Annotated in this window: 13 protein-coding genes; all 13 read right to left on the reverse strand. The window is 66.7% G+C overall.

Annotation, left to right across the window (positions count from 1 at the left end; translation table 11 throughout):
* Positions 1-6: 6 nt before the first annotated feature.
* On the reverse strand, positions 7-1158 hold the full coding sequence (locus OU419_RS14850) for a thiolase (protein WP_254476530.1): 1152 nt from the start codon (positions 1156-1158) through the stop codon (positions 7-9).
* Positions 1155-1544 (reverse strand): Zn-ribbon domain-containing OB-fold protein, encoded by a 390-nt coding sequence (locus OU419_RS14855; protein ID WP_254476531.1) that lies wholly within the window; start codon positions 1542-1544, stop codon positions 1155-1157. The genes OU419_RS14850 and OU419_RS14855 overlap by 4 nt, the downstream gene beginning before the upstream one ends.
* Before the next feature lie 14 nt (positions 1545-1558).
* A complete protein-coding gene (locus tag OU419_RS14860; RefSeq protein ID WP_254476532.1) occupies positions 1559-2011 on the reverse strand; it encodes a PaaI family thioesterase in 453 nt (150 codons plus the stop codon).
* Entirely contained in the window at positions 2008-2985 is a 978-nt protein-coding gene (locus tag OU419_RS14865; protein WP_254476533.1) for an NAD(P)H-dependent flavin oxidoreductase, read from the reverse strand. Before OU419_RS14865 ends, OU419_RS14860 begins: the two co-directional genes overlap by 4 nt.
* A gap of 16 nt (positions 2986-3001) precedes the next feature.
* On the reverse strand, positions 3002-4093 hold the full coding sequence (locus OU419_RS14870) for a Zn-dependent alcohol dehydrogenase (RefSeq protein ID WP_254476534.1): 1092 nt from the start codon (positions 4091-4093) through the stop codon (positions 3002-3004).
* Positions 4094-4102: 9 nt separating this feature from the next.
* Positions 4103-5509 carry a coniferyl aldehyde dehydrogenase gene (locus OU419_RS14875; RefSeq protein ID WP_254476535.1) on the reverse strand — a complete coding sequence of 469 codons (1407 nt, stop codon included), beginning with the start codon at positions 5507-5509 and terminating at the stop codon, positions 4103-4105.
* Between the two features lie 19 nt (positions 5510-5528).
* Positions 5529-6320, reverse strand: coding sequence for an enoyl-CoA hydratase/isomerase family protein (locus OU419_RS14880; protein ID WP_254476536.1), 792 nt, complete (start codon positions 6318-6320; stop codon positions 5529-5531).
* A gap of 70 nt (positions 6321-6390) precedes the next feature.
* On the reverse strand, positions 6391-7539 hold the full coding sequence (locus OU419_RS14885) for an acyl-CoA dehydrogenase family protein (protein WP_254476537.1): 1149 nt from the start codon (positions 7537-7539) through the stop codon (positions 6391-6393).
* 63 nt (positions 7540-7602) lie between these two features.
* Positions 7603-8430: an SDR family NAD(P)-dependent oxidoreductase gene (locus OU419_RS14890; protein WP_254476538.1), complete on the reverse strand. Its 828-nt coding sequence runs from the start codon at positions 8428-8430 to the stop codon at positions 7603-7605.
* Between the two features lie 15 nt (positions 8431-8445).
* On the reverse strand, positions 8446-8853 hold the full coding sequence (locus OU419_RS14895) for a MaoC family dehydratase (protein ID WP_254476539.1): 408 nt from the start codon (positions 8851-8853) through the stop codon (positions 8446-8448).
* Between the two features lie 11 nt (positions 8854-8864).
* Positions 8865-9305, reverse strand: coding sequence for a MaoC family dehydratase N-terminal domain-containing protein (locus OU419_RS14900; protein WP_254476540.1), 441 nt, complete (start codon positions 9303-9305; stop codon positions 8865-8867).
* Between the two features lie 15 nt (positions 9306-9320).
* Complete coding sequence (locus OU419_RS14905) at positions 9321-10505, reverse strand: lipid-transfer protein (protein WP_254476541.1); 1185 nt, start codon at positions 10503-10505, stop codon at positions 9321-9323.
* A 35-nt stretch (positions 10506-10540) separates the two neighbouring features.
* Complete coding sequence (locus OU419_RS14910; protein ID WP_254476542.1) at positions 10541-12097, reverse strand: acyl-CoA synthetase; 1557 nt, start codon at positions 12095-12097, stop codon at positions 10541-10543.
* Positions 12098-12298 lie beyond the last annotated feature (201 nt).

Below are 12298 nucleotides of genomic sequence, written 5' to 3' on the forward strand. Positions count from 1 at the left end.
GCGGGATCAGAGGGCCGCGTCACTTCCCAGGAACGCCGTCACCTGGCTCGACAGCGTGCCGCCATTGCCGTGCAGCAGCGCGATATCGGCCTTCTTCAACTGCCGTGCGCCGGCCTGGCCGCGAATCTGCGTCACCGCTTCGAGGATCAGGAACATCCCGTACATGCCCGGATGCACACAGGACAGTCCCCCGCCGTTGGTGTTCACCGCCAACTCGCCGCCGGGAGCGATGCGTCCTCCCTGGACGAAGCGTCCGCCCTCACCCTTCGGGCAGAAACCGAGGTCTTCGAGGAACAGGATGGTGTTGATGGTGAAGGCGTCGTAGAGCATCACCAGGTCGATGTCTGCGTGGCTCACCCCCGCCATCTGCATGGCCCGTGGGCCGCTTTCCGAGGCAGCAGTAACGGTCAGGTCAGGCATGCACACCACCGAGCGGTGCCATTGCGCGCCGCCGGCGCCGAGGAAGTACGCCGGCTTGTTCGGCAGGTCGCGAGCGCGGTCGGCGCGCACCATGATGCAGGCACCGGCGCCGTCGGTGACCAGGCAGCAGTCGGCAGCGCTCAGCGGGTCGCTGACCATCCGCGAGGCGAGCACGTCGTCCAGCGAAAGCGGGCCGCGGGCGAAGGCTTCCGGGTTGAGATTGGCCCAGCCACGCGCCGCCACCGCCACTTCCGCCAGTTGCTCGCGAGTGGTGCCGTACTGGTGCATGTGACGGCTGGCCGCCAGTGCATACGAAGTGATCGGATGGCGCGGTTTGTAGGCCGTCTCGTGCCACTGCGGCTCGCTCATCGACACCAGCTTGCCGCCGGCGGTGCGCTGGTTGGAGCCGTAGCAGATCAGCGCCACGTCGCACAGGCCGGCCTGCAACGCCAAGGTTGCCTGCAGCAAGTGCCATTCGAAGCTGGAGCCGCCGACATTGGTGCCGTCGACGAACTTCGGCCTGATGCCCAGGTACTCGCACACCGAGAGCGTCGGGAAGGCATGGGAACTGGTGGCGGAGAACACCGCATCGACGTCGGAGAGCTTGAGCCCGGCGTCGGCGATGGCCTTCAGCGATGCCTGGCCGAGCAGCTCCATCGCGCTGAAGCCGTGGGCCTCGCCGATGCCGGCACTGCCGATGCCGACGATGGCGGTCTTGCCGCGAAGGGACGAATTCATGCCTGCACCTCATCGATCACGTCGAACACCACGAGCGCCTGCCCGTCTTCCTCCAGCACCCGTGCGCGCACGCGGCTGCCGATGGCGGCGGTTTCCCGGTCCGCGACGCGCGACATCATCCGCACGCCTTCGTCCAGGTCGATCAGCGCCACGTTGTGGCTGGCGTTGCGCGAGCGGTTCACGGTGATGGCGTAGATACGTCCGGTACCGGCAGCTTCGACCCATTCCAGGTCGGTTTCGCCAGTGCCGGGGATCGCCACCCGCGGGTAGAACACGTAGCGGCCAGTGGAAACGCTGCGCTGCAGCATGAAGCGGCCCTCCTGGAGGAACCGCTGGTATTGCGCCTCCGGCCCCACGGGCGCGGCGCTCTGGGAAACTTCAGCCATGCTTGGTTCCTCGTTCAGCTCGGATCGGCGCGGCCATGCAGGCTGCGCGTGTTGTTGATGAAAGTACCCTTGCCACGCGCCACCAGGGTGTCGCCGTCGAGCAGGCTGCAACTGGCCACGCTGATGTTGCGGCCAAGCTTGTGGATCTGTACCTGGACCTCGATCCAGCGCCCCGGCAGCGCCGGGCTCAGGTAGTCCATGTCGAGGTTGATGGTGGCCGGCGGCAGCTCGGCGCCGGCGGTCAGCTTGATGGTCGTGCCGAAGCCGGTATCGGCCAGGGTGGCGAGGAAGCCGCCGTGGGCGATACCCAGCGGGTTCAGGTGCTCGGGCAGGATGCGCGCGGCCACCATGCGGCGTTCCAGGTTGACGTACACGCCCTGGCAGTTGTTGACGAAACCGGGGCGCGACATCGGCTGGAATCCCGCCGGAACCACGCCGCTTTCTCCCACGAAGTCCGCCGTGCTCATGCCTCGTCCTCCAGGAAGCGGCGGGCCGAATCGAGGCTGCTGCGGCACTCGCGGACCATTCGCTGGATCAGCTCCGCGCAACTGGGAATGTCGTCGATCAGCCCCACACACTGCCCGGCGGTGACGATACCGTCGTCTGCCGTGCCGTTCTCCAGCGCGGCGCGGCCACGGGCGCCGGCCACCAGGTGGCGGATGTCCTCGAACTGCGCGTTGCCACGCTGTTCGATGCTCACCACTTCCTCGGAGATCGGGTTGCGCAGCACCCGTGCGGTGTTGTGCAAGGTGCGGAAGATCAGCCGGGTATCGCGCTCGGTGGCGCCAACCAGGGCACGCTTGATGTTGTCGTGGATCGGCGCCTCACGGGTGGCGCAGAAGCGCGTGCCCATGTTCACCCCTTCGGCGCCCAGGGCCAGCGCGGCAGCCATGCCGCGACCATCGGCGATACCGCCGGAGGCGACTACCGGAATCTGCAGGCGACTGGCCGCCAGCGGAATCAGCACCAGCCCGGGCACGTCATCCTCGCCAGGGTGCCCGGCGCACTCGAAGCCGTCGATGGACACCGCGTCCACCCCCAGGCTCTGCGCCTTGAGTGCGTGGCGCACGGCCACGCACTTGTGGATCACCGTCATGCCGGCGGCCTTTGCGCGGGCGATGTGTTCGCCGGGATTGTTGCCGGCGGTTTCCAGCACCTTCACACCACTGGCGATGATGACGTCCAGATACTGCTCGTAGGGCGGCGGGTTGATCGACGGCAGCAGGGTCAGGTTGACCCCGAACGGTTGGTCGGTCAGCGTGCGGCAGCGCGCGATCTCCTCGGCAAGGGCCTCCGGGGTCGGCTGCGTCAGCGCGGTGAGAATGCCCAGGCCGCCGGCGTTGGACACTGCGGCGGCCATCTCCGCGCGGCCAACCCACATCATGCCGCCCTGAATGATCGGGTAGCGAATGCCGAGCAATTCGGTAATACGTGTTTTCATCGAAGTTCTCCGCGATTCACTGGTCGAACAGGATCACCGAGCGCGCCAGTTCGCCCCGGCGCAGCTCGTCGAAGCCCTGGTTGATCTGCGCAAGCTCGATGCGCTGGGAGATCAGTTCGTCGAGCTTCAGCCGGCCTTGCAGGTAGAAGTCCACCAGCCTGGGGAGGTCCACCGGAAAACGGTTCGAACCCATGAACGAGCCCTGGATCCGCCGTTCGGCGAGGAAGTCCAGGCCGCTCAGCTCCAACTTCACGCCGGGCTTGATCATGCCGATGACGGTAGCGCTGCCGCCGCGCGCAAGCATGGCGAAGGCCTGCTCGGCGGTCTGCTTCAGGCCGATGCACTCGAAGGCGTGCTGCACGCCGCCACGGGTCAGCTCCAGCACCTGCTGCACGGCGTCGCCGTCCTTGGCGTTGATCACATCGGTGGCGCCGAAGGTCTTCGCCAGCTCCAGCTTGGAATCGAGCATGTCGATGGCGATGATCCGCCCTGCTCCGGCCAGCGCCGCGCCATTGACGGTCGACAGGCCGATGCCGCCGCAACCGATCACCGCCACCGTTTCGCCCGGACGCACCTTGGCGGTGTTGAACACCGCGCCGGTTCCGGTGATCACCGCGCAACCGAGCACGGCGGCACGGTCCAGCGGCATGTCGCGGCGGATCGCCACGCAGGCGTTTTCGTGCACCAGCATCTGCTCGGCGAAGGCCGAGAGGTTCATGAACTGGTTGACCGGCTTGAGGCTGGCGACCTCGCTCAGGCGCGGCTCTTCGTCCTTGCCGCGCTTGGTTTCCGGCGACACGCACAGCGACAGGTGGCCGGACACGCAGTGCGGACAGTGCCCGCAGAATGCCGAGAGACAAGTGACCACGTGGTCGCCCGGCTTCACCGAGCGCACCTCCGAGCCCACCTGCTCGACGACCCCGGCGGCCTCATGGCCGAGGATCACCGGCATCGGCCAGGGGTAGGCGCCTTCGATGAAGTGCAGGTCGGAATGACACAGCCCCACGGCGCGGGTGCGGATCAGCACCTCACGCGGGCCAGGCTTGCCGATGGCGACGTCCTCGATGCTCAGAGGCGTGCCCGGCTGGCGCAATACGGCAGCTTTCATGCTCGTTCCTCAGCGGCAGATCATGGCGGCAACGGCCTGGCGAACCGGCTCGACGTACGGCGGGCGCATCAGGTCCGGGCCGTCGGCGGGCTTGAACACCGCCTTGGCGTGGCTGAATGCGCGGAAACCGTCGCGGCCGTGGTAGGCGCCCATGCCCGACGGGCCGACACCGCCGAACGGCAGGCTCTCGATACCGACGTGCTTGATCACATCGTTGATGGTCACCCCGCCGGAGGTAGTGCGACGCAGCACCAGCGCCTGCTCGTCGGCATCACTGCCGAAGTAGTACAGGCCCAGCGGACGCGGATGGGCGTTGATGTAGTCGATGACCTCGCCGATCTCGCGGTACGGCTTGATCGGCAGTAGCGGGCCGAAGATTTCGTCCTGCATCACTCGCAGTTCGTCGCCGGGGTTGCGCAGCAGGGTCGGCACTACCTTGTGCCCGCCTTGCGCGGCGAAGTCCTCACCGGCCGGGTTCAGCTCGACCAGCTCGACACCGGCTGCACGCGCTTCCTCCAGGTAGCCCAGCAGGCGCTGCTGGTGGCGAGCGTTGATCACCGAGGTGTAGTCGGGGTTGTCGCGCAGGCTCGGGTAGAAGCGCGCCACCACCTCGCGGGCGCTGGCGATGAAGTCGTCCAGCGACTCTTCGGGGACGAACACGTAGTCCGGCGCCAGGCAGATCTGCCCGGCGTTGTGCAGCTTGCCGGCGACGATCTTCTGTACCGCGGCCTGGAAGTCCGCCGAGCGGGAAATGATGGTAGGCGACTTGCCGCCAAGCTCCAGGGTGACCGGCACCAGGTTCTCCGCGGCGGCGCGCATCACCTGCTTGCCGATGCTGGTGGCACCGGTGAACAGCAGATGATCGAACGGCTGCGCGCAGAACGCCTGGCCGACTTCCGGCCCGCCGGTGACGACAGCGACTTCGTCCTCGGCGTACACCGAAGCGATCATCCGGGCGATCAGCTCCGAACTGTGCGGCGTGAATTCCGAAGGTTTGATGATTGCCCGGTTGCCGGCGGCCAGAACCCCGGCCAGGCCGGTGAAGACCATGTTCACCGGGAAGTTCCACGGCGTCACGATGCCCACCACGCCCAGCGGCTGGTATTCCACCCAGGCTTCGCCACGCTCGCAGTGGCGCGGCTCCGGCTGCATCCAGCCGGCGAGCTGGGCCTTGGTCTGTTTCAGGCTCATCAGCGGCGAAAGCACTTCCACCACGCGGGAGAAGTCATCGCTGCGCTGACCGAAGTCGGCGCGCACGGCGGCGACGATTTCGTCCTGGTGATCGACCAGCAGGCCGATGGCGCGGTCGATCAGTTCGATGCGGCGCTCGGCGCTCATCGGTTCGCTGGCCAGGTGCGCGGCGCGCTGGCAGTCGAGAATGGCGCGGACCGCGGCGCCGGGGCAGGTCTGGGTCATGACGGTTCTCCTTGTGTGTTCAGTCGTCGCGCAACGTCGGCCACTGGTACATCGGGGCCTCCTTGCGCATGAAGCGGGCCGAGGCTTCCTTCACGTAGCTGGAGGTGAGCGCCACGGCCTGGGCGGCGGCCTCGGCGTCGAGCTGGCTGGCCAGGTCGTTCTCGAAGCTGCGGGCGAGCAGGCGCTTGCTCATGGCGAAGGCCGGCGGCGACATCTGCGCCACGGCCCGTGCCAGCTCCTCGGCGCGGGCGACGGCACGTGCGCCGGCATGGGTTTCCAGGGCGATGCCCAGTTGCACGGCTTCGGCGGCGCCGATCTCGCGGGCCGAATAGAGGATTTCCCGCGCCCGCTGCATGCCCACCAGGCGCGGCAGCAGCCAGGAGGCGGCAAGGTCCGGGACCAGGCCAATGCGGGCGAAGGCCATGCAGAAGCGTGCCCGGTCGCTGGCGATGACGAAGTCGGCGGCCAGGGCCAGGCTGAAGCCGGCGCCGTAGGCCACGCCGTCCACCAGCGCCACCACGGGGCGGTCGAAGTCTGCCAGAGCGGCCAGCAGACGATTGGTTTCGGTCATGCGCATGCGCACCGCGCCAGCTTCCGGCGTGCCGCCCATGCTGCCAACATCGCCGCCGGAGCAGAACGCCCCGCCAGCACCGCTGAGCAGCAAGGCGCGTACCTCGGGGTCGCGGCGCAGCGCGGTAAGTGCGTCGATCAGCTCGGCGACCATTGCCGTGGACAGCGCGTTCTTGCGCTCAGGATTGGCCAGCGTCAGCCGCGCCAGTCCGTCTTCGATGGAAAGTTCGATGCTAGACATGCGTACCTCGCGGCGGCAGCCCGGCGGGAGTAGCCGGCCCGTACCCGTGGTACGGCCCGGCGCGCCCGCATCACAGGGTGCGGGCGATGATTTCCTTCATGATTTCGTTGGAGCCGCCGAAGATGCGGCCCACTCGCGCGTTGGCGTACATCCGCGCAATCGGGTACTCCAGCATGTAGCCGTAGCCACCGTGCAGTTGCAGGCATTCATCGATCACCTGGCAGTTCTGCTGGGTGCACCACCACTTGGCCATCGCGGCAGTCTCACCGGACAGCTCGCCCTTGAGCACCTTGACCATGCAGTCGTCGACGAAGGCTCGGGCGATGGTCGCCACGCTCTTGCACTCGGCGAGCTTGAAGCGGGTGTTCTGCAGATCCAGCAGGGTCTGGCCGAAGACTTTGCGGCTACGCACGTATTCGGCGGTTTCTTCGACCGCGCGCTCCATCGTCGCCAACGCGCCGAGGGCGATGATCATGCGTTCCTGGGGCAACTGCTGCATCAACTGGATGAAGCCCTTGCCTTCCTCCGGGCCGAGCAGATTGGCGGCAGGCACGCGCACATCGTCGAAGAACAGCTCGGTGGTGTCCTGGCCCTTCTGGCCGATCTTCTCCAGGATGCGGCCACGGCGGAAGCCGGCCAGTTCCCTGGTCTCGATGACGATGATCGAGGTGCCCTTGGCGCCCTTCTCCGGGTCGGTCTTGGCCACCACCAGGATGATGTCGGCATGGAAGCCGTTGGTGATGAAGGTCTTCGAGCCGTTGATCACGTACTCGTCGCCATCGCGCACGGCGCGGGTCTTGATCGCCTGCAGGTCGGAGCCGGCGCCCGGCTCGGACATGGCGATGGCGCCCACCAGTTCGCCGCGTGCCATCTTCGGCAGCCACGCAAGCTTCTGCTCCTCGCTGGCGTAACGCAGGATATAGTGCGCGACGATGCCACTGTGCACGTTGGTGCCCAGGCTGGTGCACATCGCCCGGCTCTGCTCCAGGGTGACGATGGCGTCGTGGGCGAAGGTGCCACCGCCGCCGCCGTACTGTTCGGGAATGCTCGGCAGCAACATGCCGAATTCGCCGGCCTTGAGCCAGATGTCGCGGTCGATGTGCTGCTGCTTCCACCAGCGCTCCTCATGGGGCACCAGTTCGTTGGCGATAAAACGGCGAATGGAGTCCTGGAAGATCACCAGGTCATCGGTGATCCACGGCGATTGAGTGGCGCTCATGGCGGCTCCTCGGCAAGCGATTGAGAGAGGGCCGGCCGCGCGAGGCGGCCGGCAGCGGGACGGTCAGGGGCGACCGCCGCCGACGATCAGCACCTGGCCGGAGACGTAGTTGGATTCCGGGATGCAGAACAGGTACACGCCACCGGCGGCCTCTTCCGGGGTACCGGCGCGGCCCATCGGGATCAGCGCGGCGGCGTTCTTCGCCATCTGCTCGCTGATGCCGACCTTCAGCTCGCGGCCACCGACGTTGATGGTGGCGCCCTCTCCCGCCGCGGCGGAGGTCAGGCGAGTCTCGATCAGGCCGAAGGCGACGCTGTTGACGCAGACCTTGTAGCGGCCCCATTCCTTGGCCAGGGCCTTGGTCAGGCCGTTGATCGCGGACTTGGCGGCCGAGTAGTTGGCCTGGCCGGGGTTACCCATGACGCCGGAAACCGACGAGATGTTGACCACCTTGCGGAACACCTCGCGGCCTTCCCCGGCTTCCTTCTTGGCGGCTTCGCGGAAATGCCCGGAAGCGGCGCGCAGGATGCGGAACGGCGCGGAGACGTGAACTTCCATGATGTCGTCCCACTGCTGGTCGGTCATCTTCTGGATCACGTTGTCCCAGGTGTAGCCGGCGTTGTTGACGATGATGTCGAGGCCGCCGAAGGAGTCCAGCGCGGTCTTCACGAAACGCTCGCCAAAATCCTTGTCGGTAACGCTGCCGACGCAGGCGACGGCGCGGCCGCCTTCGGCGACGATCTGCGCGACCACTTCCTCGGCGGGTGCCGCGTCGAGGTCGTTGACCACCACGGCGGCACCGTCGCGGTGCAGTTTCAGGGCGATCTCACGACCGATGCCACGACCGGAGCCGGAGACGATGGCGACCTGGCCTGCGAGTTTCTTGCTCATTGTTGTTCTCCTGTTTCAGGCGTCCAGGGCCACGACGGCTTCGCCGGACAGTTTGATTTCACCCGCCTGGTTGCGGGTGGTGATTTCCAGACGCACGGTGCCGGCGGCCTCGTCCTTTTCCAGCACGCGGCCACAGCAGGTGATGGCATCGCCGAGCTGGGTGATGGCAGCGAAGCGCACCGAAAATCCGCGCAGACGTTCCTGCGCTACCCAGTTGGTCAGCAGCCGGCCGAGGTAGGCCATCGACAGCATTCCGTGGGCGAACACGTCGGGCATGCCGGCCTTCTTCGCGAAGTCGATATCGACGTGGATCGGGTTGTGGTCCCCCGAGGCGCCGCAGTACAGCGCCAGCGTGGTGCGGTTCACCGGGTCGGTGGTGAAGCTCGGCAGTTCATCGCCGACGGCGATTGCATTCAGGTTCACGTGCGGCTCCTTCAATTGCGTACGACCAGGCTGTTGCGCAGTTCCGCCACCAGCTCTCCGGCGCCATTGGTCACGCGGGTTTCGCGCACCACGAATTCCAGGGCGCCGCCCTTCTTGTCGTAGATATCGACGATCTTCGTCTCGAAGGACAGGCGCTCGCCGGCGAAGGCCATGCGGTGGTAAGTGAAGCCCTGCTCGGCATGTAGGATTCGGCCGAGGTCGATGTTCAGGCGCTTGAGCACCGAACCCGAGCCGCCGGCTTCCATGTCCAGGCAAAAAAGGAAAGTCGGCGGCACCGGCAGGCCGGGGTAGCCGGCATCGCGGGCAGCAGTCTCGTCGCTGTAGCGCGGGTCCGCCTGGCCGGTAGCCTTGGCGAAGAAGCGCAGACGTCCCGCTTCCACCAGTTGCGTGTGGCTGGAAACCACCGCGCCGATATGGCTCTTGTCGATCATGCTCGCGGCTCCCTGTCACTGACGCTGGAACAGCGTGACGACACAGGCGCCGCCAAGGCCCAGGTTGTGCTGCAGGGCAAAGCGCGCGCCTTCCACCTGAGTGGCATCGGCGCTGCCGCGCAGCTGGCGGGTCAGCTCGAAGCACTGGGCAAGGCCCGTGGCCCCCAGCGGGTGGCCCTTGGACAGCAGGCCGCCGGACGGGTTGGTGACGATGCGACCACCGTAGGTGTTGTCGCCGTCGAGGATGAATTTCTCGGCGCTGCCCTCGGGGGTCAGCATCAGGCCCTCGTAGGTGATCAGCTCGTTGGCGGTGAAGCAGTCGTGCAGTTCCACCACCTGGATGTCCTGCGGGCCGACGCCAGCTTTCTCGTATACCGCGGTAGCGGCGTTGCGGGTCATGTCGTAGCCGACCACTTTGCGCATGTCGCCTTCGTCGAAGGTGCTGTTGCGGTCGGTGGTCATGGCCTGGGCGGCGATCACCACGTCGGTGCGCAGGCCGTGCTTCCTCGCGAACGCTTCGGAGCAGACGATGGCCGCGGCGGCACCGCAGGTCGGCGGGCAGCACTGCAGGCGGGTCAGCGGGTCGAAGATCATCGGCGCAGCCATGACTTCCTCGACGCTGACCACGTTGCGGAACACCGCCAGCGGGTTGCGCGCGGCATGCTGGCTGGTCTTTACGCGGATACGGGCGAAGGTTTCGCGGCTGATGCCGTATTCCTTCATGTAGGCGCGCCCGGCGCCTCCGAAGAACTGGGCGGCACGTGGAGCCTGCTCGTCGAAGCCCTGGATCTGCTGCATGGTCTTGGCGAAACGATCCATCGGGCCGGTGCGGTCGGTGTAGGCACCCTTGAGCGCACCCGGCACCATCTGCTCGAAGCCCAGGGCGATGGCACAGTCCACCGCACCGCTTTCCACGGCCTGACGCGCCAGGAACAGGGCGGTGGAGCCGGTGGCGCAGTTGTTGTTGACGTTGATCACCGGGATGCCGGTCAGGCCCACGCCGTATACCGCGGCCTGGCCGCAAGTGGAATCGCCGTAGACGTAGCCGACATAGGCTTGCTGCACCAGGGCGTAGTCGACGCCGGCGTCGGCCAGGGCAGCCTTGGCCGCATTCGCGCCCATGATGTGGTATTCGTCGCTCTGGCCTGGCTTGGTGAAGGGGATCATGCCGACCCCGGCCACCACTACTTTATTGCTCATGTGTTTCTCCTTGGGGATGGGCGTGTCGCGCACCGTCAGTTGACGGCGCGTTTCTGGTCTTTCCAGTAGGGGGCGCGCAGGTCGCGCTTGAGGACCTTGCCTGCCGCCGAAAGCGGCAGCGAGGTCACGAATTCCACGGATTTCGGGCACTTGTAGCCGGCGATGTGCTGGGCGCAGTGGGCGCGGATGTCGTCGGGGCAGACGTCGCTGCCCGCGTGCAGCACCACCACCGCGTGCACCGCCTCGCCCCAGCGCTCGTGGGGGATGCCGATCACCGCGCAGCTCTGCACGGCCGGGTGACGGGCCACCACGTTCTCGACCTCGGCGGAGTACACGTTCTCGCCGCCGGTGACGATCATGTCCTTCAGGCGGTCGACGATGAACAGGAAGCCGCGCTCGTCCATGTAGGCGCCGTCACCGGTGTGCAGCCAACCGTTGCGCAGGGCCTTGGCGGTCTCCTCCGGGCGGTTCCAGTAGCCGAGCATGACGTTGGGGCCACAGACGATGATCTCGCCCACCGTGCCGCGCGGTACTTCATTGCCCTGCTCGTCGACGATCTTCACCAGGCCGCCATAGCCACCGCGCCCGGCACTGCGCACCAGGCCGCTGGCGATGCCTTCGGCCTTGTGCGTCCAGTCCGGGCTCACCGAGATCACCGGCGAGGACTCGGTCATGCCGTAGGCCTGCATGAAGGCGACACCGGGAAACTTGACCAGTGCCTGTTCCAGCACCGGCAGGGAAATCGGCGAGGCGCCGTAGGCCATGCGCTTGAGGCAGGAAAGATCGAAGCGTTCGAACTCCGGGTGGTTGATCACCGCCTGCAGCATGGTCGGCACCAGCAGCATCTCGTTGATGCGCTCGCGCTCGATGGTCTGCAGTACTTCCAGGGCATCGAACATCGGGATGAATACGTTGACATCGCCGCTGATCACCTGGCTCAGGCAGCGCGCCATCGCCGCGGTATGGAACATCGGCGCCGCATGCAGCGTGCGCGACTGATCCTCGGCCGGGTACTCGGCCATGCGCGCCACGGCGGAAGACCAGAGGTTCAGGTGCGACTGCATGACGCCCTTGGGCAGGCCGGTGGTGCCGCCGGTGTACATGATCGAGGCAAGGTCGTTGCCGCCGCGCAGTACGTCTTCGACGGGCGAGTGGCTGGCGATCAGCGCCTCGAAGGAGTGCATGCCTTCCGGGGCGGCGCCATCACCAACGTGAATCAGCACTGGAGCCTTGCGGGCGCCGGCAAGGATGCCCTCGGCCAGATGCAGGAAGTGATCATCGATCAGCAGGATTTCGGTCTGGCAGTCGTCCAGCGAGTAGACGATCTCCGGCACGCTCCAGCGGATGTTCACCGGATTGAGCACACCGCCGCCCCACCAGGTGGCCAGCATGTACTCCAGGTAACGGTCGGAGTTCAGGGCCAGCATGCCAACCCGGTCGCCGTCGCGCATGCCCAGCGCTTGCAGGGCCGCGGCCAGGCGCGAAACGCGCTCACCCTGCTCGCGGAAGGTCCGCGTGCGGCCGCGGAAGATGGTCGCGACGTGGTCCGGGTCCTGCTGCAGCATGCGCTGCAGGCCTTGGGTCAGGTACATGGCAGGTCTCCAATGGATGTTGTTCTTGTGTGTTCGATACTAGGGAGCGCTGAAAAATGCGGCGTCGGTCGAAGGGATGAACGTGCGGGGATTCGGCAGCTAGTTCGAATGGACCAGCGAGCCCGCACGGCGGATCGCGCACCGCCATTGCCACGCCAAAAAGAGGGCCGGGCGCCCGAAGCCGCCCGGCCCTCCCCCCGT

The organism is Pseudomonas triclosanedens (assembly GCF_026686735.1).
GTDB lineage: Bacteria > Pseudomonadota > Gammaproteobacteria > Pseudomonadales > Pseudomonadaceae > Pseudomonas > Pseudomonas triclosanedens.

Excerpts from the sequence above, each read along its gene's own strand:
- OU419_RS14865 (WP_254476533.1), bottom strand. The coding sequence starts at position 2,985 with ATGAAAACACGTATTACCGAATTGCTCGGCATTCGCTACCCGATCATT.
- OU419_RS14850 (WP_254476530.1), bottom strand. The coding sequence starts at position 1,158 with ATGAATTCGTCCCTTCGCGGCAAGACCGCCATCGTCGGCATCGGCAGT.
- OU419_RS14890 (WP_254476538.1), bottom strand. The coding sequence starts at position 8,430 with ATGAGCAAGAAACTCGCAGGCCAGGTCGCCATCGTCTCCGGCTCCGGT.
- OU419_RS14905 (WP_254476541.1), bottom strand. The coding sequence starts at position 10,505 with ATGAGCAATAAAGTAGTGGTGGCCGGGGTCGGCATGATCCCCTTCACC.
- OU419_RS14880 (WP_254476536.1), bottom strand. The coding sequence starts at position 6,320 with ATGTCTAGCATCGAACTTTCCATCGAAGACGGACTGGCGCGGCTGACG.
- OU419_RS14860 (WP_254476532.1), bottom strand. The coding sequence starts at position 2,011 with ATGAGCACGGCGGACTTCGTGGGAGAAAGCGGCGTGGTTCCGGCGGGA.
- OU419_RS14885 (WP_254476537.1), bottom strand. The coding sequence starts at position 7,539 with ATGAGCGCCACTCAATCGCCGTGGATCACCGATGACCTGGTGATCTTC.
- OU419_RS14900 (WP_254476540.1), bottom strand. The coding sequence starts at position 9,305 with ATGATCGACAAGAGCCATATCGGCGCGGTGGTTTCCAGCCACACGCAA.
- OU419_RS14875 (WP_254476535.1), bottom strand. The coding sequence starts at position 5,509 with ATGACCCAGACCTGCCCCGGCGCCGCGGTCCGCGCCATTCTCGACTGC.
- OU419_RS14910 (WP_254476542.1), bottom strand. The coding sequence starts at position 12,097 with ATGTACCTGACCCAAGGCCTGCAGCGCATGCTGCAGCAGGACCCGGAC.
- OU419_RS14870 (WP_254476534.1), bottom strand. The coding sequence starts at position 4,093 with ATGAAAGCTGCCGTATTGCGCCAGCCGGGCACGCCTCTGAGCATCGAG.
- OU419_RS14855 (WP_254476531.1), bottom strand. The coding sequence starts at position 1,544 with ATGGCTGAAGTTTCCCAGAGCGCCGCGCCCGTGGGGCCGGAGGCGCAA.